Genomic DNA, 18,329 nt, shown 5'->3' with positions numbered 1-18,329 from the left:
CGTGTTCAGGCGGGTTCAAAATACTCCAGCATCAGCTGAAGGCTGCTGACCCCCTGGTATTCATTGACCGAGAGCCGGTAGGCCGCACGGATTTTATCGGGGACTGATTCGGCACAATTGAACTGGATGGCATCGAACACCATGCCGGGTTTGGAGAGCTGGAGTTTGAGGTGGCGATCTTTGAGTAAGCGTTGCTTATCCACCTGAAATACGTCTTCAAAAAGTGGTGCGGCAAAGCCTTGGCCCCATATCTCGGCATCAAGCAGGCGGGCGGTTTCCATGCTCATATAGCCCGCTTCGAGCGCACCATCGGTTTCCAGCGTGCGTTGCAATTCAGATTCGGGCACAAGCTCTGCCACCGTATCGGCAAAAATCTTGCGAAAGCGTGGAAAATCGGCTTCGCGGATCGTGACCCCGGCGGCCATGGCGTGGCCGCCAAAGCGCACGATGAGATCCGGGTGACGCTTGGTGATGAGGTCCAGCGCATCCCGCAGGTGCAGGGCAGGGATTGAGCGCCCGGAACCCTTGAGTTCGCCATTGGCATCATCGGTTTCGCTGGCGCGGGCAAAGGCGATGGTGGGGCGATGGGCCTTGTCCTTGATGCGCCCGGCGACAATGCCGACCACCCCAAGATGCCATTCGGGTTCAAAGAGCGAGATTGCCGGGCCTTCGTCAATGCGCGTGGCATCCAGCGTGGCCAGCGCTGCCTCGCGCATTTCCTCTTCGATGTTGCGCCGTTCGCGGTTGAGCTTGTCAAGCTCCACGGCGATATTGAAGGCACGGGCGTAGTCGTCGGTAATCAGGCACTCAATGCCCAGCGCCATGTCGGCCAGCCGACCTGCTGCGTTCAGACGTGGGCCCAGGGCGAAGCCCATGTCAAAGGTATTGGCGCGTGCCGGGTCGCGTCCGGCGGCGGCAAACAGCGCCTTGATCCCGGCATGCATGCGCCCTGTACGCATGCGGGTGATGCCTTGGCGCACGAGTAGGCGGTTGTTGGCGTCCAGCCGTACCACGTCGGCCACGGTACCCAGGGCAACCAGATCAAGCAGGTTACCCAGATTGGGTTCCGGGCGTTCGGTATTGAACCATTGCCGTTGCCGCAATTCGGCCCGCAGTGCGAGCGCGACGTAGAACATCACCCCCACACCGGCCAGCGCTTTGCTCGCAAAACAGCAACCACTCTGGTTGGGATTGACGATCACCTCTGCCGTGGGCAGGGCGTCCCCCGGCAGGTGGTGGTCGGTGACCAGCACGCTCATACCCAACGCTTGGGCAGCCGCAACCCCTTCCACACTGGCAATGCCATTGTCAACCGTGATAAGGATTTCCGCTTCCAGCCCGGCGATTTCTTCCACCACGCTGGGGGATAGGCCATAGCCATGTATGGCACGATCCGGCACAAAATAATGCACCTCGCGTGCGCCCATTGAGCGCAGCGCACGCAGGCCCACAGCGCAGGCAGTGGCACCGTCGCAATCATAGTCGGCCACGATCACCATGCGGGCACCGGCTTCTATGCCATCGGCAAGCAGTTCGGCGGCCTCCTGAATGCCCTTGAGCCCTTCAGGGGGGAGGAGGGTACCCAGATCATTTTTTAGCTCTGCCGGGGAGCTGATACCACGCGCGGCGTACAGGCGGGCGAGCAGGGGATGCAACCCCGCATCGGTGAGCTTGCGGACAATCGGGGTGGAAACCGGGCGCTGGATGAGGCGGGTCATGTGGGATCAGGCTGAGCGGGTGTTTCAAGAATAGCGCGCAATTGTGCACCAGTTGCGCCACTGCGCCAAAACGTGAGCCGCTGTGGGGGGGATAGCGTGGCCTCAATGAGCGATTTGTCCGAGGGCGCAACCAGGCGGAGTGTTTTTAGGCTGCCCTGGCGCCAAGCCTGCCAGAGTGGGGCGAACAGCTCGCGTTCCAGTTGCTCCAGGCCGCGCAACCAGCCCATGAAGTCACCTGCCAGTGTGGCCTCTTGCAAGCTGGTGTCGAGCCGCCAGCTATACCCGGCCGAGCCGTGTCCGGCATCCCCCGCCTGGGCGGTAGATAGCCAGGCACAGCCTGCCTGTTGGGCCAGCCCGCGCAAAATGGGGTCATCTCCGATCAGGGCCTGCGCAGGGGCCGTGATGGTTTCCGCCTGGGCTGGCGCTTCACCCCAGAACCACAGGGCATTGATAAGGGGCTGGCCGCGCTCTTCGCGTTGACGGTTGACCGGGTGGTTGTGGAGCACGATCTGCAACTCGTTGGCTGTCCGCGCCCAGATGGCCGCATCCGGGCCTTCCGGTTGGAAAAGCGCCACCGGGCGCCCCAGCACATCGGCCAATGGTAGGAAGTGAGTTTGTGTAGCGGCCTTGGCGTGCAAATACCAGCGCTCGGGGTGGGGAGCATGGAAGCTGCCCAGATCGGCGAATTCGCTATTCAGCGTGGCGAGGAGCGCAGCGGCTTCGGCGGGCGTGATGGCCAGATCGCGTGGGCCGCGCAGCACCATCGCGTCGCGCATGAAATGTAGCGAAACAGGGTCTGCACACAGCACATGTGCGGGGCTGGCCTCCGGCACGGTTTCACCGGCCCAGCGCAAGGCTGCCCAGGCGGGTTGAGTGAGCCCGAATTGCCGGGCCAACCAATGGGCATAGGGCTGGGCGGTGTTGCGGGCAAGCCGGGCACGCCCCAGCCATGCAGCAAGCCCCGGCAGGGCAATGGATTCAAGCGCTGCACCGAGTGGTGCAGGCCAGACCAAGCCGGGGATGACGCAGGTGACGTGGCAAGGACGGTGGATTTGGGCTTTCGCGCCCATGCTGGGGTGGAAACTCACGGTCAGGAATAAGCGTTTTTTAATGTGCGATGGATGCACTTGTAGCGTGGTCAGTGTAGCATTGCCCCGCTATGAAATTCGAACTTCTCGTAGGCCTGCGTTACGTGCGGGCAAAACGTCGTAACGTCTCCGGCGGCGGCTTCATCTCCTTCATTTCCTTCGCATCCATGGCAGGGATTGCGCTGGGGGTGGCGGCACTGATCGTGGTGCTGTCGGTCATGAACGGCTTCCAGGAAGAGTTGCGCACCCGCATATTGGGGGTGGCCTCTCATGCGCAGATCGGTGCCTTTAGTGGTGATCTGCCGAATTGGGACCAATACGCGCAGATCGCCCAGAAGCATCCCGAAGTGGTGGCGACGGCTCCCTTTGTACAGCAACAGGCGATGCTGACCATGGATCAGGTGGTGCGCGGCAGTGTGGTGCGCGGCATTGACCCGGTGATGGAAGATAAGGTGGCCGATTTTGCCAAGCACATGCGCGATGGCAAGCTTACTGACCTCAAAGCGGGTGAGTTCGGCGTGATCCTTGGGAACGAACTGGCACGGGCCTTGGGCGTGCATGTGGGCGACAAGGTAACGCTGATCGCCCCTTCTGGCTTAGTGACGCCCGCCGCCGTGCTGCCACGGCTCAAGCAGTTCCGCGTGGTGGGGATTTTTGAAGCGGGCATGTATGAATTCGATTCGGGTTTGGCGCTGATTCACATCAAGGATGCGCAAACCCTCTACCAGATGGGGGATAAAGTCAGCGGCGTGCGTTTGCGGCTGAACGATCTATTTCAGGCCCGTCAAGTGGTGGATGCCTTGAGCCGCGAGCTGCCCACCGATACCTGGGTGACGGATTGGACCCAGAGCCATGCGAATTTCTTCCGCGCCGTGGCGATGGAAAAAACGGTGATGTTCATCATCCTCTCGCTGATTGTGGGCGTGGCTGCCTTCAACATTGTCTCCGCCCTGGTGATGGCGGTGCAGGATAAACAGGCGGACATTGCCATTCTGCGTACCCTGGGTGCCAGCCCCGGCTCAGTGATGAAGATCTTCGTGATCCAGGGCGCGCTGATGGGGCTGATCGGCTTGGGCATCGGCGTGCTGGGGGGCGTGATACTAGCGCTGAACATCACCAGCGTGGTGCCATGGATTGAACGGACCTTTGGCGTGCAGTTCCTCGCCAAAGATGTGTATTACATCTCCGACCTGCCTTCCAAACTGATGTGGGGCGATGTGGTTGGCGTGGTGGTGGTGGCTTTTGTGCTGACGCTGGTGGCGACTCTCTACCCAAGCTGGCGCGCTTCGCGCATCAATCCTGCGGAGGCGCTGCGTTATGAATGAGATCAACACCATGCTCGAACGCAATGGCGTGGCTGAAGTGCTGGCATGCAAGGGCTTGAGCAAGATCTACGGCAAGGGCGCGACCGCCGTGCCGGTGCTCAATGGCGTGGATCTGCGTGTGCGACCTGGGGAAACCGTTTCCATCGTCGGGACTTCCGGCTCTGGCAAGAGCACCTTGTTGCACTTGCTGGGTGGGCTGGATACGCCGACTTCGGGGGATGTTTTCCTGATGGGGCAGGCGCTGTCCAGCATGGACGAAGCCGAACGCGGGCGCATGCGCAATGAATCGATGGGCTTTGTGTATCAGTTCCACCACCTGCTGCCCGAATTTACGGCGCTGGAAAACGTCGCCATGCCCTTGACGATCCGTCGCATGCCACGTGCGCAGGCGCATGAGCGGGCAGCCAAAATGCTCGAAGCCGTGGGCATGTCTCACCGCCTGGAGCATACGCCCAGCGAACTCTCGGGCGGTGAGCGTCAGCGGGCTGCGATTGCCCGCGCATTGGTCAGTGAGCCGCGTGTGCTGCTGGCCGATGAACCCACCGGTAACCTCGATCGTCAGACTGCATCGACTGTGTTTGACCTGATGCTGGAGTTGAACACACGCTTGGGGACTGCCCTGATCATCGTGACTCACGACCTGGATTTGGCGCGGCGTGCTTCGCGGGTTCTGAACCTGCAAGACGGGCGGATTCCGCTCTGAAACTCCGGCCATGACCTCAGGCTTTGACGATGCGGCATCCGATGGCAAGGCAAGCGGGCTGTCGCGTGGGCAGCAAGCCTACCAGTCATTGCGCGAAGCCATCGAACAGGGGCAACTGAGCCCCGGCTCCCGTCTGCGCGAACAGGAGCTGGCCGAGCGCCTGGGGTTCAGCCGCACGCCGATCCGGGAGGCACTGAGTCGCCTGGAAAGCGAGGGGCTGGCTAGCAACGATTCCAGCCAGGGCTTGGTGGTCGCCCGGCTGGATTATTCGACGTTGGGTGAGCTGTATGTGATGCGTGAGGTACTGGAAGGCACGGCCGCCGGCCTTGCCGCCAAGCATGCCTCGGAAGTGGAACTTGCGGTACTCAAGGAGATTGCGGAAAAGGATCTGCTCCTGGCGGGTGACCCGCAGAAGCTTACCCGCAACAACCGCGCCTTTCACGACATGCTCTACCGCTGCGCGCATAACCGTTACCTGCTCAAAAGCCTGAATTCCCTGCAGGAAGCGATGTGGCTGATGGGGCCGACTACCCTGATGGTGCCGGGGCGCGGTCAGCAATCCATCCAGGAACATCAGGAACTGATTGCGGCACTGGTCAGCCGTGACGCGGCACGCGCCGAGCAGATCGCACGTGAGCATATTCGCTCGGCCTATCGGGCACGGATTTCGATGTTTTTGCCTGAATAAGCCAGGACCAGCTTTACGCGCTTAGGGCTTTGCTGTCACCTTGCTACCCACCATCCGGGCGAGGCTGGGGCCAACCATCAGCACCACCAAGAAGCGCGCTGTCTGCATCGCCATCACAAAAGGCATGTCCGCCTTGGCCGAGGTGGCGATGATCGCCACTGAATCCACCCCGCCTGGGCTGGTGGCCAGATAGGCTGTGAGCGGGTCGACGCCCAGTGTACGGGTCAGTACGAAAGCAATGCCGCCGCACAAGGCAATCAGGATCAGGGCCGAGAACGCCATGCTGGGCAACGCACGGGCTACATGCCGGAGAATGGCCAGCGTAAAGCGCAGCCCAATGCTCCAGCCGATCAATAAATAGCTGGTCAGCAGCAACCAGGGCGGCAAGGTGATGGTGAGCCGCCCGCCGCAGTGCAGACACGCCCCGGCCACAAATGGCACCAACAGGGGGCCTGCCGGAATGGAAACACGGCGGGTGAGGATCACGCCGCCACACACTAGTGCCAGGGTGGCGGCAAAATCCACCCACGCTACCGGGGCAAACCAAGTCACAGAAGTGTGTGCGTCCACGTCAGGGCTGATGACCCACCAGCGGCTGACCAGCGTGGCGGCGACGGCGACAAAAACCACGCGCAGGTATTGCATGAAGGCCACCATGCGTACATCCTCGCCATGGGCTTCGGCCATCAAAGTCATGGCTGTGGCCGCTCCGGGCGAGCAGCCCCATACGGCGGTGTTGCCGGGCAGAATCTGGCGTGAGGCAAGTATCCACCCCACCCAAGTACTGACGGCGATGACGGCCAGCACGATGCCGGGGAACAAGAGCCAGTGCTGCGCCATGTCTCCCAAAATATCGGCGGTGATGCTCTTGGCGATCATGCAACCTACTATCGCCTGGGCGAAATGAAAGGGCAGACGTGGTACGCGGATATTTCCCCCGCCCACGGCAAGCCCGATGGCAGCAAGTATGGCCCCCAGCAACATGGCGGCGGGGAGCCCACACAGCTCAAAAAGAAAGATCAATAGCGCGGACAAAGCGAGCAACAGCCCCCATTGCAGGGCAGCAGGAGCGTTGAGCAGGGTTTTGAGGCCAGGCGTGCCTAGCAGATGTGACATGAAGTGTGCTCCCAAACCGGATATGCACAAGCCCGCCACGGGCTGTGGCAGCTTGGCTCTGGTGAGGAAGAACGCTTTACCCGGATGTTGACATCGGGCGATGTGTAATTATGTATACAATAGTATACATAAAAGACCAGCCGTTCAAGCGGCCTTCAGCCTTTTAGCTAGGTAGGCGCCCAGCAGGCGGTCGTAATTGATGATGTGCTCAACCGTCCAATCTTTCAGCACGTTGAAGGATTCGATCCTCAAGCCTTTATGGGTAAGGAGCGTGGCCTCTTGCGCCTCAAGCTCCTTGAGTAATTTTTCATGTTCGGTGGCGTGTGCGGCAAGGCCAGGGTAAGCGGATTGCTTCATCAGCTCCTCTTCACGTGCAAAGTGCTCGCGTGTGTGGTCGAGGAGTTGGGTGAAGCTCTTGGTAATCAGCTCCTTGTTTTTGAGTTCAATGGCCTCATAAATCCGGTTAACCTTCATGATGAGGGTCTTGTGATCATCATCAATCATCGGGTGATTGACGCTGAATAGATCCGACCAGGATAAGCGTATGGAATTGGGTGAGGCACCCACACTCCCAGCAGTCAGCCGCAGGTCGTGAATGATGGCCGAGAGCTTGTTTTGCAGATTGGATTGACTGGAATTAATATCCAGTATGTGTTCCACTCCGCGATGGATAACAGTCGTCAGGTAATCCTCCTGCTCTTCGGTGAGTGCCACACTCAGGAGTGCACGCCCTATTTCTTCAGACATTTGCGATACCGCGATATTGGTGCGCACCTGGCTGTTGCGCTGGGCAATATCCAATTCCTTGAGCGTCTCGGTAATGCGTGCCAGTGTCTGCTGGATGACATCCCCCTGGGTTTTTGCTTCGGCTTCGGCCAGAATGGCCTGTACGCGTACATTTGCCCCCTCGGCCAGCATCGCTAGGTGATCACGCAGGCGCCCCACACGCTCGGGATCGTCGGCAGGGAGATTGCTGACCAGGAGCGAGACGTGCTCGTAAGTGATGATCAGGCGGTTCCCGAACTGGAAGATACGATCCATGCCGATCATCTTCTCTATGATGGCAATCTCAATGGGAGACGCCTCTCCATGCATGTTGCATGATATGTTCTGATTTTTGGCGCGAACCTGGGTAACGCCTTGCAGGCTGTATTGAGACAAAGCCTCGATGAGGGTGGCAGCGATCTGGGCAAACAGATGCGCAGCATTGAACTTTTTCAAGGCTTCCAGAAGAACGCCGATTTCTCCCATGCTGCTCAAGGCGGTCATGGCCGTGGAGGAGGCGAATTCGGCTGAATCCTCAAGTGCCCGGTGTTGCTGGGCCTTGCTGAGCATGCTCAGCACCTTGGCACGCAGTTCCCGCATGCTGAATGGTTTGATGACGTAATCATCTGCGCCTGCATCGTAACCCGCAATACGGTCTGTGATTTCGTCATGGGCGGACAGAAAAATGATAGGTGTTTTTTTGATTGCAGGCAGATCGCGTAACCGCTTGCACAAATCCAGGCCATCCATGCCTGGGAGTTCCACATCCAGCAGAATCAACTCCGGCGTTTGAGCCTCAATGATCATGAGCGCCTCGGCACTGTCTTCCGCAGACATCAGGACACAATCGTCCTTGAGCGCTTCTTTGACCAGATCATGCACAAAGCGTTCATCATCCACCAGAAGAACCTGGGTAGGCTCAGAAGGCGAGGGCGTGTAAGAGTCATCCATGGCAAAGTCTCACTCAATCTTGAAAATGTCGAGATATTTCTTTGAAAGTCGGGCTCAGGTCTATAAATGCCTGAAGAATATCGGGATCAAACTGCTCCGGACGTGTCCGGTTATCCCCATTGCACATGATCTTCATGGTGTCTTCATGCGAAAAAGGCTCCTTGTAGACGCGTTTGCTGGTCAGCGCGTCATATATATCGGCCAGCGCCATGAGGCGGCCAGACAGCGGGATATCCTCGCCACGCAGGCCATGGTAGCCAGAGCCATCCCAGCACTCATGGTGGGTAAAGGTCACTTCCTTGGCAAAGCGCAGGAAGGCGGAAGCTGCGTTGTCACGCATGGTGGCCTCAATGGATTCGATGACTTCACGTCCATAGACTGTATGTCGTTTGATCTGTTCGAATTCTGCCTTTGTCAATGAGGAGGGTTTTCTGAGTATGCTGTCGGCGATACCTACTTTGCCTATATCGTGAAGTGGTGCTGATTGAATCAACAAATGAAGCATCTCTTCGCTGAAAACACCCGCATATTTCGGGATGCAGGCAAGGTGTTTGGCAAGCAGCCCAACATAGGATTGGGTACGTCGAATGTGCATGCCGGTCTCTGTGTCACGAAACTCTGCCAGAATGCCCAAACCAAATATCGCAGCATCCTGTGTGAGCAGCAACTCGTGGGTCCGCTCCATCACGATGTCTTCGAGATGGTTGCGATGGCGCTTGAGTTCCAGTTGATTGTTGATTCTCGCTCTGACCAGGGAAGGGCGGAATGGCTTGGAAATGTAATCCAGGCCGCCTATTTCAAGTCCCAGGCGTTCGTCATCTTCCTCGTTGAGTGAAGACATGAAAATGATCGGGATGTCGCGCGTCTGCGGGTCGCTCTTCAGTATCCGGCAAACCTCATATCCACTGATACCGGGCATAATAACGTCCAGCAGAATAATGTCCGGGAGGTTTTCACCTTTGGCCAATTTCAGCGCACGTTCCCCACTGGTTGCAACAGTGATGGCGAAATCATCGTGTAGACTTTCAATCAGAATATGGATGTGTTCTGGCGTGTCTTCCACGACAAGTATTCTGGGCTTCGTGTTCGTGAGGATCATGGCGCAGCCTCCTCCGACTCTAATTGGATAATCAATGAATTCAGCACACTTTTGGCACGCTCCAATTCGAAGCTGTTCAGTGCCTCGCACAAGGCTTCGCTCAGGTTGGAGGCCGGGCCATTTTTGGTAGCGGCCAGCAAATCGGGCAGTCGTTCAAGTGCTTCGCCCAGATCGGTTTCAAGCCTATCGCGTATGAGGAAGGTGGATTCCAGTGCAGACGGTATGCCTTCCGTTGAGGGAAATTTGGGCGGATGGCTTGCATCCCAACGGGAAATGGTGGCTTGAATGGCATCCATCGCTATGGACAGCGCCTGATCCAAGCGTTCGATCAAGAGGGACGCGTCTGCGCCGGGTTCGTTTTGAATGCTCCGTTCCAATGCAGCCGCAGTGTCTGAGAGACTGCCTGCACCGATTGACGCCGCAACCGATTTGAGGGAGTGAGCGAGAATCCTTGCTGCATCCGGTTGATTATGGACGAGGGCTTCCTGTAGGCGGTCAGCGCTGTCGTAGTGATTTCTGCTGAATTCTTTCAGTATTTTTATATAAAAATCCGGCTTGTTGTTGCAATAGCGCAAACCGGTCTCAATCGAAAGGGCAGGGGATGGTTCTGCCGGCCATGCCTCTTCTGTCGATGGTAGGGTGTCTGTGGCACTGTTGGTATGATGATGGCGTGAATCTTTGTCCGAGACCCAGAATGCCAGCTTGGCAATCAGCGTCTCCGGTTCAATTGGTTTTGTCATGAAATCGCTCATGCCTGCTTCCAGGCAGCGGCGCTGCTCCTCAATCATGGCGTGAGCAGTCATGGCAATAATGGGTATTTGAGCCTGTGCGGGGCCTTTCCTGATCCTGAGGGTAGCTTCCAGGCCGTCCATGATGGGCATCTGTACATCCATCAGGATTGCGTCAAAATGTTCTGCCGAGACCAGATCCAATGCAATTTGGCCATTTTCTGCAATGACGATTTCGAAACCCGCGCTCTCCAGTATTTCCTGGATCACTTGCTGATTGAAGGCGTTGTCTTCTGCCAGCAGAATCTTGTTACCCAATAAGGGTTGAGATTGTCTGCGATGCGGCTGATTGACCGGAGTCTGGGTACTGGCGAAATGTTCTTTGCCAAATGCATTCATGATCGCGTCAAATAAAGTGGATGCCGTGATCGGTTTGATGATTTCTGCGTCTGATAACCATCTGTCACTGTCCTGTGAGGTTTCCTGTTCCGCTCCCAGTGTCATTCTGATGACTTTTGTATTGCTGTTGAGCTGTTTGGCCAATTCAATCAGGGCGTGCATGTCTTCAGGCGCTTCTTTCCAGTCCGCCAACAAAACATGTACGTGTGGATGGGGTATTTGCGCAAGCCTGTCGCAGGCTTGATGTGCGGAGTCTGCACAAATCACCGTGTAATCAAACCTCAGGAGAAGGTCGTGTAGGATATTTTGGACCGTGGTGTTGGCATCTACGACCAGGACGGTCAGCATCTGCATATCTTTAACTAGGTACGGTTGCGGCAGGGTGGATTTCTGCCCCCGTTTGCAGGGAATGGAAAAGCTGAAGGTACTGCCATGCTCGGGTTCGCTCTCAACGCTGATGTATCCGTCCATCAATTCAACGAGTTGTTTGCAGATGGCCAACCCTAATCCCGTGCCGCCGAACCGGCGGGCATTGGAAGAATCTGCCTGGGAGAACGGGCGGAACAGTAGGCTGATCTGTTCGGGGCTTAAGCCAATTCCGGTATCTCTGACTTTGAAAGTCATCTCAACCAGATCTTCTTTGATACCAGGAGCATTGGATATTTCAAGAATAATTTCGCCCTGATCGGTGAACTTCACTGCATTTGAACACAGATTGAGCAGGATCTGCCCCAGTCGTGTGGCATCGCCTATAAGGGTATAGGGCGTGTCCTGTTCAATCTTGACGAGAAACTCCAGTTTCTTTTCTGCTGCTTTTAGGCTGATGACGGTGATGATTTTGTCCAGGACGTCGGCCAGTACGAATTCACTTGAACTCAGCTCCAATCGGCCTGCCTCGATTTTTGAGAAATCGAGGATGTCGTTGATGATGCCGAGCAGCAGATTGGCCGAGATGGATATTTTTTCGAGATAGCCTTTTTGTTTCGGCGTTGGATTGGTTTGTAAGGCCAGATGCGTCATGCCCAGCACGGCGGTGATCGGCGTGCGGATTTCATGGCTCATGGTGGCAAGAAAGGCACTCTTGCCACGGGTGGCGCGTTCGGCTGTATCCAGTGCCTGCATGAGTTCCTGCGTGCGTTGGGTGACAAGTTCCTCCAGATTCTCTTTATGCTTGCGTAATTCTGCTTCGATGGTTTTGTAGGGGGTGATGTCCAACAAAGCACCGATGATGCGGTCTATCGTATCGCCATTTTTGACGACGACGCAGGTGGCGCGGATCTGGCGCCTATTGCCTTGTGCGGTATCCAGTTCCAGTTCAAGGTCGAATCCCGTGCCCTCGGCCATGGCCGTGGCAAATGCGATATCCCTGCGGGCACGCGATTCGGGGGTAAAAAAGGCAAGCGTACTATCAAGCTTGGGCTCGTAGTTTTCTGGCGGTATTTCAAAAATCCGGTAGTTCTCATCGGTCCAATACAGTGAGTTGTCATGCGGGTTGAAATCCCAGCCTCCCACGTGTGCCAGTTTTTGCGAGATGTTCAGCAAATCGGAGATGCGTACAAACTGATCTTCGGCTTGACGCTGCTCAACCATGTTCCATGCACTGATCATGAACTGTGTAAGCTGGGTGGCGTCCGCTTTTTCATAGTTGCCAAGTTTGTTGGCAAGCACCAGGATTGCTTGAGTTGTGCCGTTGGCCCTCAAAGGAATGCATAGATGGCGGCTCAGCAGCTGGATGATGTCCGTCGAAGACGTCGCTTTTGTCTGCCAGCCATTTGTCGCATTGCGAATGATGGGAGTGCCTTGAAGGATGGCCTCGTGGAAGTAGACCATGTCTTCAAGCGTGTAATGAATCTTCTGTGCAGGGATGACAAATGCGTTATCAGCCTCTTCGGTTATATTGCTGAGGGTAAAGTGATTCTTGTCTCGGATGAAAATGCAGCCTGCTGTGCTTTGGCTCAGTTCAACCGCTTGGTGCAGGATGTAGTCGAGCAAATGTTGTGCATTGCGTGCATGGAAATTGGCGACGCGCAGTAGGCTTTCGATCCGTGCCATGTTGCGCTGCTGTTCGGTTTCTGCGTTTCTGCGTTCTGTAATATCCAGACTGGTGATCATGACGCCAGAGGTGCTTTCAATGCCGGGGATAGGGCAATATATGCTGTCGTAAAGAATGTTGTTGATGGTTGTCTGGCCGCGAATCTGTTCGCCAGACATTGCCAGATTGATATATTTGAGGATTTCCGGGTGGCTGGCGTATAGCGTGTAGACGGATTGCCCCACGACTTCTCCTGGCTTGAGGCCCAGGGCCTTGAGGCCGTTGCCGTCCGACATGGTGAATATGCCATTCTTGTCTATTGTGCAAAGAACCATGGGCAGGTTGCGCACAATGGTACGAAGTCGTGCCTCGCTTTCTTCCAGTGCCTTTTGTGCCAGGACGCGATCAGTTACATCCAGGCAGTAGCCGATATAGCCCAGGAATGTGCCAGAACGGCTGTAGCGCGGGCAGCCGCTGTCGCGTATCCAGCGGTATTCCCCACTGTGATGGCGCAACCTGTAATCCATGTTGAAGTTGAGACGTTGATCGAAGTGGCTCAGGTAATATTCCAGGCAGTATGCAAAATCGTCTGGGTGGACGCCTTCTGCCCAACCGTTGCCAAGTTCTTGTTCGAGCGAGCGGCCGGTGAAGTTCAACCAGACCTTGTTGAAGTAGTTGCAGAGCTTGTCAGGCCCGGAGGTCCAGATCAGTGCGGGGGCCGAGTCAGCCAGCGTGTGGTAGCTCTGTTCGCTGTCGAGCAGTTGTTGCGTGATGCGCTTTTGTTCGGTGATGTCATGCACCAATGCAGCCACGCATTGTAGAGAACCATCTGGGTTGTAGATGCCATGGACATCTATTGTGGCATAAACGATCTCTCCGCCTTTGCGGATGAAGCGCTTTTCCTGGCTATAGCCATTGGTTTGACCCTGCAGAATCTTCTGGAATGCTTCGACTTCCTTCGCCACATCGTCGGGGTGGCTGATTTCGGTCCAGTCCAGATTGATCAATTCCTCTTGCGAGTAGCCCACGATTTCGCAGAGCTTGTCATTGCAGTGCTGCAGTTTTCGCCCATTGAGTGAGCAGGTTGCCATGCCGGCAAACGGTAGGTCGTAGAAGTGCTTGAGCAATTGGTTGCTGGCGATATCTTTTACCAGATGGGTGTTCTCCAACTGTTTTTGCCAGGCCAGCCATAGTGTTGCGTGGATGCATAGGCAGCCCATCATGGTGGCAAGGCTGGGCCATAGGAGTGCGGCGCCTTGGGCGGTGCTGCCAATCAGCACAGGGAGCAGTGTGATCCCCAGCAGAGGCCAGTGCGGCCATGCCTGCCAAGCGGGAGGCTTGCTTGCTGCCTCGGAAGGGGGGGCTGCAGGGGGCGCTGCATTTTTTGCCAGTTCATGGAGTTGTACCGCTGACATGGCGAGGCATCCCATGCCTTGAAGGAGCAGCATGCTCCAGGTGAGCAGGTTACTGCGCAATTGGGGGAGCAGCAGGGTATTGGGGGCCAGAATCCAGGCGACCAGGAATAGGCCGTACAAAAGTACAGCCTTTGTCTGGCTCAACGGTGGCCGAGGCTGGGGTGAAGGTGCAAGAGTCGTTGTGGAGGGCACCTGCTGATCCTTTTTACATGTTCACGTCTTGGTGGTGCAAAGGGGCTTCCCAGCCGCCTACCGCATTGGGTGGGCCCTGTGCGGATCACTTCATGGCCTGCGCTTCTGGTGTTGCGTTTTACCAAGGTGCCACTCCAGATCTGCCAACCGGACAAACAAGGCATCACATTGGTAACATTAACGCTTGCGTTCGTTTGAAACCACGTGGCAGAGTGCTGTGTGCCCCATTGGGCGGGCTTTGCTGCATTGGCGTTTGTGTCATTGTGTGTATCGTGTCTGAATCGCCAGTGCCACTGCATCGGGCTGTTTATTGGTATGATTTGACTTTGTAATCGATTACAAGGTTGGTCTAGAGGTGGAACTTTGAAAATCACCATCAGCGAGATTGCTGCTCAGGCCCAGGTGTCGACGGGTACTGTGAGCCGGGTTATCAATGGTCACAGCACTGTGGCAAAGGCAACCCGGGTCAAAGTGCTGGAGGTTATGGAGCAACTTGGCTATGCGCCTGATCCGGTAGCACGGGAGCTGTCAATGCGCTCGAAATATGCTATTGGAATGTGGGTGGGCTATGGTGAAAACCGCCTCTCGCCATATTTCAATGTGGTGTGGCGTGCACTCGTGCGCGAGATGCAGGAACGCGCCATCCAGTTCATTGAGTTGCCTGCCGATCTTTCTACGTGGCGTCGCCCGCTCAATGCGGTGTTGGTGTTCAACACCTCGCATGTGGAAGAGCGGATGCGTTTTCTGGCCGAACGTGATTTGCCTGCCGTGCTGATCGGCCACTTCCCTGGCGTATCCTGCGTAGCTCCTGATGACATCGGGGGTGGGCGCCTGGCTGCGCAAACGCTGTTGGGATTGGGGCACCGCCGATTGCTGCATCTGAGTGTGCTGGGTGAAGCCCAGTGGCATGCCGACCGAGCGGACGGTTTCGTACAGGGCCTGAAGGCGTTTGGCATGGAGCAAATCTCCTTCGTGCAGGTGCATGGCGAGTCCTCTGTGCTGGGCGGCTATCGCCTGATGCGAGACGCCTGGCTCGCCGGGCAACGTCCCACGGGGGTCTTCTGTGCCACCGACGAGATGGCCGTAGGTGCCTACGGCGCTTTGCAAGACCTTGGCGTGCGTGTGCCGGAGGCAATGTCCGTGATGGGCTTCGATGGTTTGGCGGCAGAGCTGCAACCGGGCTTGGCTTCCGTGGCTCAGGACATTCCGCAGATTGCCCATGAGTCGGTATCGCTGGTGCTTGAGGCCATCGACAAGAAACCCCCGCGCCAGGTGTTGGTGCCCGTCTATCTGCATGAAGGGGGGAGTATTGCTTTGGCGCCGGGCGGCGAGCATTGAAAGTGGTTCAACGTGGGGAGATTTTTGTATCAGCAGGGGTGAGGCGGGCTATTTGTATTTCGCCACAATTTTGTCATAGGTTCCATCCCGTTTGATGCTGGCGAGCCCTCGTTCAAAATCCTCACGCAACGTTTTGAATGGGGTTCTTTTCGATATACCGAGTGGTTGGCCCTCATGCTTGAATAGCCCGAATTCATAGTTGTTCGGGTCTTCACCCATTTGTGTCAGCAGATGCCAGGCGACACCCTTGGGCATGCAGACAAAGTCTACCCGGTCGAGGATCAGCTTCCTGATGTTTTGCTCCTGCTCGGCGGCCCCCTCGTAAAGGATACCTGCTGAAGTTAGCTCGTTGATCCAGAATGTTCCGAGCATGACGCCAGCCGTGTAAGCTTTGAGATCAGAAATTGTCTGGTAATGTATTCGGCCTTTTTTGAAGGTGAAACCCATTTCCACGTTATAGATGGGGGAGGAGAAATCGACGGTCTTGGCTCGTTCCGTATTGGGAGAAATGGCCGGAGCGATGTCGATGATGCCGAACTCCAGGTTTTTCATGACCCGTGAAAACGGGTAGTCATGAACCTCGATCTTGTAACCTGTTCGCTCCAATGCCGTGATCGCAATCTCAGAAATAACGCCGTAATGTTCCGGATTCGTACTGACATAAGGTTCCCAACTGAATACGCCCATGGTGAGTGTGGGGGATTCTGCAAACGCCCCAAAACAAATCGAGATCAGACCCAGCACGCTTCCCAATTTGATCCAGAATTTCATTTCAGTCTTCCTCCTGACTGAGGGCTTCCGGCGAAATGACGGAATAGGGGGTAAAGCCTGTCATCCTTGGAATCTGTTTTACAGATCGTGAAACAGGTTCAGGATGTGTAATTGATTGGTAGTTGGGCAGGAACACATTTGCCAGATGTAAACGCCTGTGGCTTGTAAGAAAGAGTTGAATCAACTATTTTGCGAAATAGTGTAGGGGTATACATCAGAGGTATTGACAGTCTTCGCGCAAGAACTTAACTTTGTAACCGGTTACAAACATAACGCATCCGCTTCGAACGGATCATTGGAGACAGTGGTGTCAGTTTCGGTACAAAGAGACGAGTGGTGGCGTGGCGCATCCATTTATCAAATCTATCCGCGCAGCTTTTGCGATAGCAACAAGGATGGCGTGGGGGATCTGCCCGGCATCATTGCGCGCCTACCCTATGTGGCGGCGTTGGGGGTGGATGCGATCTGGATTTCGCCTTTCTTCCGCTCGCCGATGAAGGATTTTGGCTACGACGTTTCCGATTACTGCGATGTCGATCCGCTGTTCGGCAGCTTGGCTGATTTCGATGCGCTCGTGACGCGTGCCCATGAATTGGGTTTGAAGGTGGTGATTGACCAGGTTCTTTCACACACCTCTGAAGCCCACCCCTGGTTCAAGCAAAGCCGCCAGGGGCGAGACAATCCCTATGCCGATTGGTATGTATGGCAAGACCCCAAGCCCGATGGCTCACCCCCCAATAATTGGCTTTCGGTGTTTGGCGGGGTGGCGTGGCAATGGGATTCACGGCGCTGCCAGTATTACCTGCACAATTTCCTGACTTCGCAGCCGGATCTGAATTTTTACAATCCTGCCGTGCAGGATGCGATGCTCGAAACGGTACGCTTCTGGTGCAAGCGTGGGGTGGATGGTTTCCGTTTCGATGCCTGCAATTTTCATTTCCATGACAAGGAGTTGCGCAACAACCCCCCGTTCCTGATGGATGGAGAGGTGCGTACCGCCATTCCGCAGAACAATCCATATGGCATGCAAATTCATGCCTACGACAAGACGCAAGCACAGAATCTGGCCTTCCTCAAACGCCTGCGCGTGCTGTTGGATGAGTACAAGGTTGCCAGCGTAGGAGAGATTGGCGATGAGGACGGCGTGCGGGTGATGGCGGAATACACGGCTCACGGCGATAAATTGCACATGGCCTACAGTTTTACCTTCCTGACCGACGCGTTTTCCGCCGAACATATCCGCACCGAGGTTGAGAATTTCGAAGCACGCATCAACCCGGTCAAAGGTTGGGGCTGCTGGGCCTTCTCTAATCACGACGCACAACGGGTGATGACGCGTTGGGGGCATATGCTCAAGACGCCTGCTGAAAAGGCCGCATTTGCCAAGCTACTGTTCGCTGTGATTGGTAGCCTGCGCGGTAGTTTCTGTGTGTATCAAGGCGAAGAGTTGGGGCTGGAAGATGCCGAAGTCCCCTTCGATCGCCTGCGCGATCCGTATGGCATCGCATTCTGGCCCGATTACAAAGGGCGGGATGGTTGTCGCACGCCCATGCCTTGGACTGTGCAGGGCGAAGGCGCGGGGTTTTCCACGCATGAGCCATGGTTGCCGATCCCCCAGGCGCACCAGGTACAGGCTGTGGATGCACAGGCGGCACAGCCCGATTCGGTACTGAATTTCTACCGTGGTTTCCTGGCTTGGCGGCGCAACCTGCCAGTGCTGGCCAAGGGGGATATCCGCTTCATGACATCGCCGGATTCTGTACTATGCTTTATGCGTAGTATGGATCGCCAGGAGGTGTTCTGTGCCTTCAATTTGTCGCCAGAGGCGGTTGAATATGTGGTGCCCATGCCTTTGGCAGCCTTGACCGGGCATGGGTTGGGCGGGGCCGAGATCGACGTGTGCGATGCGCAGACAAAGCTGGTGCTGCCAGCCTGGAGCGGTTTCTTTGGCAAGCCCCTTGCTGCGGCAGATTGAATCAGTGGGGCAAGCAGCCTGGCTGC

Annotated in this window: 12 protein-coding genes; 5 read left to right on the top strand and 7 right to left on the bottom strand. The window is 56.3% G+C overall.

The features are described 5' to 3' along the window. Nucleotides 1-5: 5 nt before the first annotated feature. On the bottom strand, nt 6-1,718 hold the full coding sequence (recJ, locus tag B145_RS0112030) for a single-stranded-DNA-specific exonuclease RecJ (RefSeq protein ID WP_018607644.1): 1,713 nt from the start codon (nt 1,716-1,718) through the stop codon (nt 6-8). Next, nucleotides 1,715-2,788: a hypothetical protein gene (locus tag B145_RS25435; RefSeq protein WP_018607643.1), complete on the bottom strand. Its 1,074-nt coding sequence runs from the start codon at nt 2,786-2,788 to the stop codon at nt 1,715-1,717. The genes recJ and B145_RS25435 overlap by 4 nt, the downstream gene beginning before the upstream one ends. Nucleotides 2,789-2,877: 89 nt before the next feature. On the opposite strand from B145_RS25435, the gene B145_RS0112020 reads away from it, so the two are divergent. Genes B145_RS0112020 through B145_RS0112010 form a run of 3 tightly spaced genes read left to right on the top strand, consistent with a single transcriptional unit; the run spans nt 2,878 to nt 5,522 of the window. Continuing rightward, nucleotides 2,878-4,131 (top strand): lipoprotein-releasing ABC transporter permease subunit, encoded by a 1,254-nt coding sequence (locus tag B145_RS0112020; protein WP_018607642.1) that lies wholly within the window; start codon nt 2,878-2,880, stop codon nt 4,129-4,131. Then, the gene (gene lolD, locus B145_RS0112015; RefSeq protein ID WP_018607641.1) at nt 4,124-4,834 is read left to right on the top strand and encodes a lipoprotein-releasing ABC transporter ATP-binding protein LolD; all 711 of its coding nucleotides are present in this window, start codon (nt 4,124-4,126) and stop codon (nt 4,832-4,834) included. Before B145_RS0112020 ends, lolD begins: the two co-directional genes overlap by 8 nt. Nucleotides 4,835-4,844: 10 nt before the next feature. Continuing rightward, entirely contained in the window at nt 4,845-5,522 is a 678-nt protein-coding gene (locus B145_RS0112010) for a GntR family transcriptional regulator (protein WP_018607640.1), read from the top strand. Nucleotides 5,523-5,543: 21 nt separating this feature from the next. Here the strand turns inward: B145_RS0112010 and B145_RS0112005 are convergent, their stop codons facing one another. From B145_RS0112005 to B145_RS27500, 4 genes are all read right to left on the bottom strand, one after another. Continuing rightward, the gene (locus tag B145_RS0112005; protein WP_018607639.1) at nt 5,544-6,638 is read right to left on the bottom strand and encodes an AbrB family transcriptional regulator; all 1,095 of its coding nucleotides are present in this window, start codon (nt 6,636-6,638) and stop codon (nt 5,544-5,546) included. A gap of 144 nt (nt 6,639-6,782) precedes the next feature. Beyond that, nucleotides 6,783-8,354, bottom strand: coding sequence for a bacteriohemerythrin (locus tag B145_RS0112000; protein ID WP_018607637.1), 1,572 nt, complete (start codon nt 8,352-8,354; stop codon nt 6,783-6,785). A gap of 13 nt (nt 8,355-8,367) precedes the next feature. Then, entirely contained in the window at nt 8,368-9,453 is a 1,086-nt protein-coding gene (locus B145_RS0111995; protein ID WP_018607636.1) for a response regulator, read from the bottom strand. Then, complete coding sequence (locus B145_RS27500; RefSeq protein WP_018607634.1) at nt 9,450-14,147, bottom strand: PAS domain S-box protein; 4,698 nt, start codon at nt 14,145-14,147, stop codon at nt 9,450-9,452. The genes B145_RS0111995 and B145_RS27500 overlap by 4 nt, the downstream gene beginning before the upstream one ends. 435 nt (nt 14,148-14,582) lie before the next feature. Between B145_RS27500 and B145_RS0111985 the strand changes: the two genes are divergently transcribed. Further along, nucleotides 14,583-15,557 carry a LacI family DNA-binding transcriptional regulator gene (locus B145_RS0111985; RefSeq protein WP_018607632.1) on the top strand — a complete coding sequence of 325 codons (975 nt, stop codon included), beginning with the start codon at nt 14,583-14,585 and terminating at the stop codon, nt 15,555-15,557. A 48-nt stretch (nt 15,558-15,605) separates the two neighbouring features. Here the strand turns inward: B145_RS0111985 and B145_RS0111980 are convergent, their stop codons facing one another. Beyond that, entirely contained in the window at nt 15,606-16,328 is a 723-nt protein-coding gene (locus B145_RS0111980) for a substrate-binding periplasmic protein (protein ID WP_018607630.1), read from the bottom strand. A 307-nt stretch (nt 16,329-16,635) separates the two neighbouring features. Here B145_RS0111980 and B145_RS0111975 point away from each other — a divergent pair, with 307 nt between their 5' ends. Next, nucleotides 16,636-18,303 carry an alpha-glucosidase family protein gene (locus B145_RS0111975; protein WP_018607628.1) on the top strand — a complete coding sequence of 556 codons (1,668 nt, stop codon included), beginning with the start codon at nt 16,636-16,638 and terminating at the stop codon, nt 18,301-18,303. Nucleotides 18,304-18,329 lie beyond the last annotated feature (26 nt).

Origin of the sequence: Uliginosibacterium gangwonense DSM 18521 (assembly GCF_000373965.1) — a bacterium.
Taxonomy (GTDB): domain Bacteria; phylum Pseudomonadota; class Gammaproteobacteria; order Burkholderiales; family Rhodocyclaceae; genus Uliginosibacterium; species Uliginosibacterium gangwonense.
The sequence above is the reverse complement of the archived record's forward strand: the minus strand, read 5'-3'. Positions and strand labels throughout refer to the sequence as shown.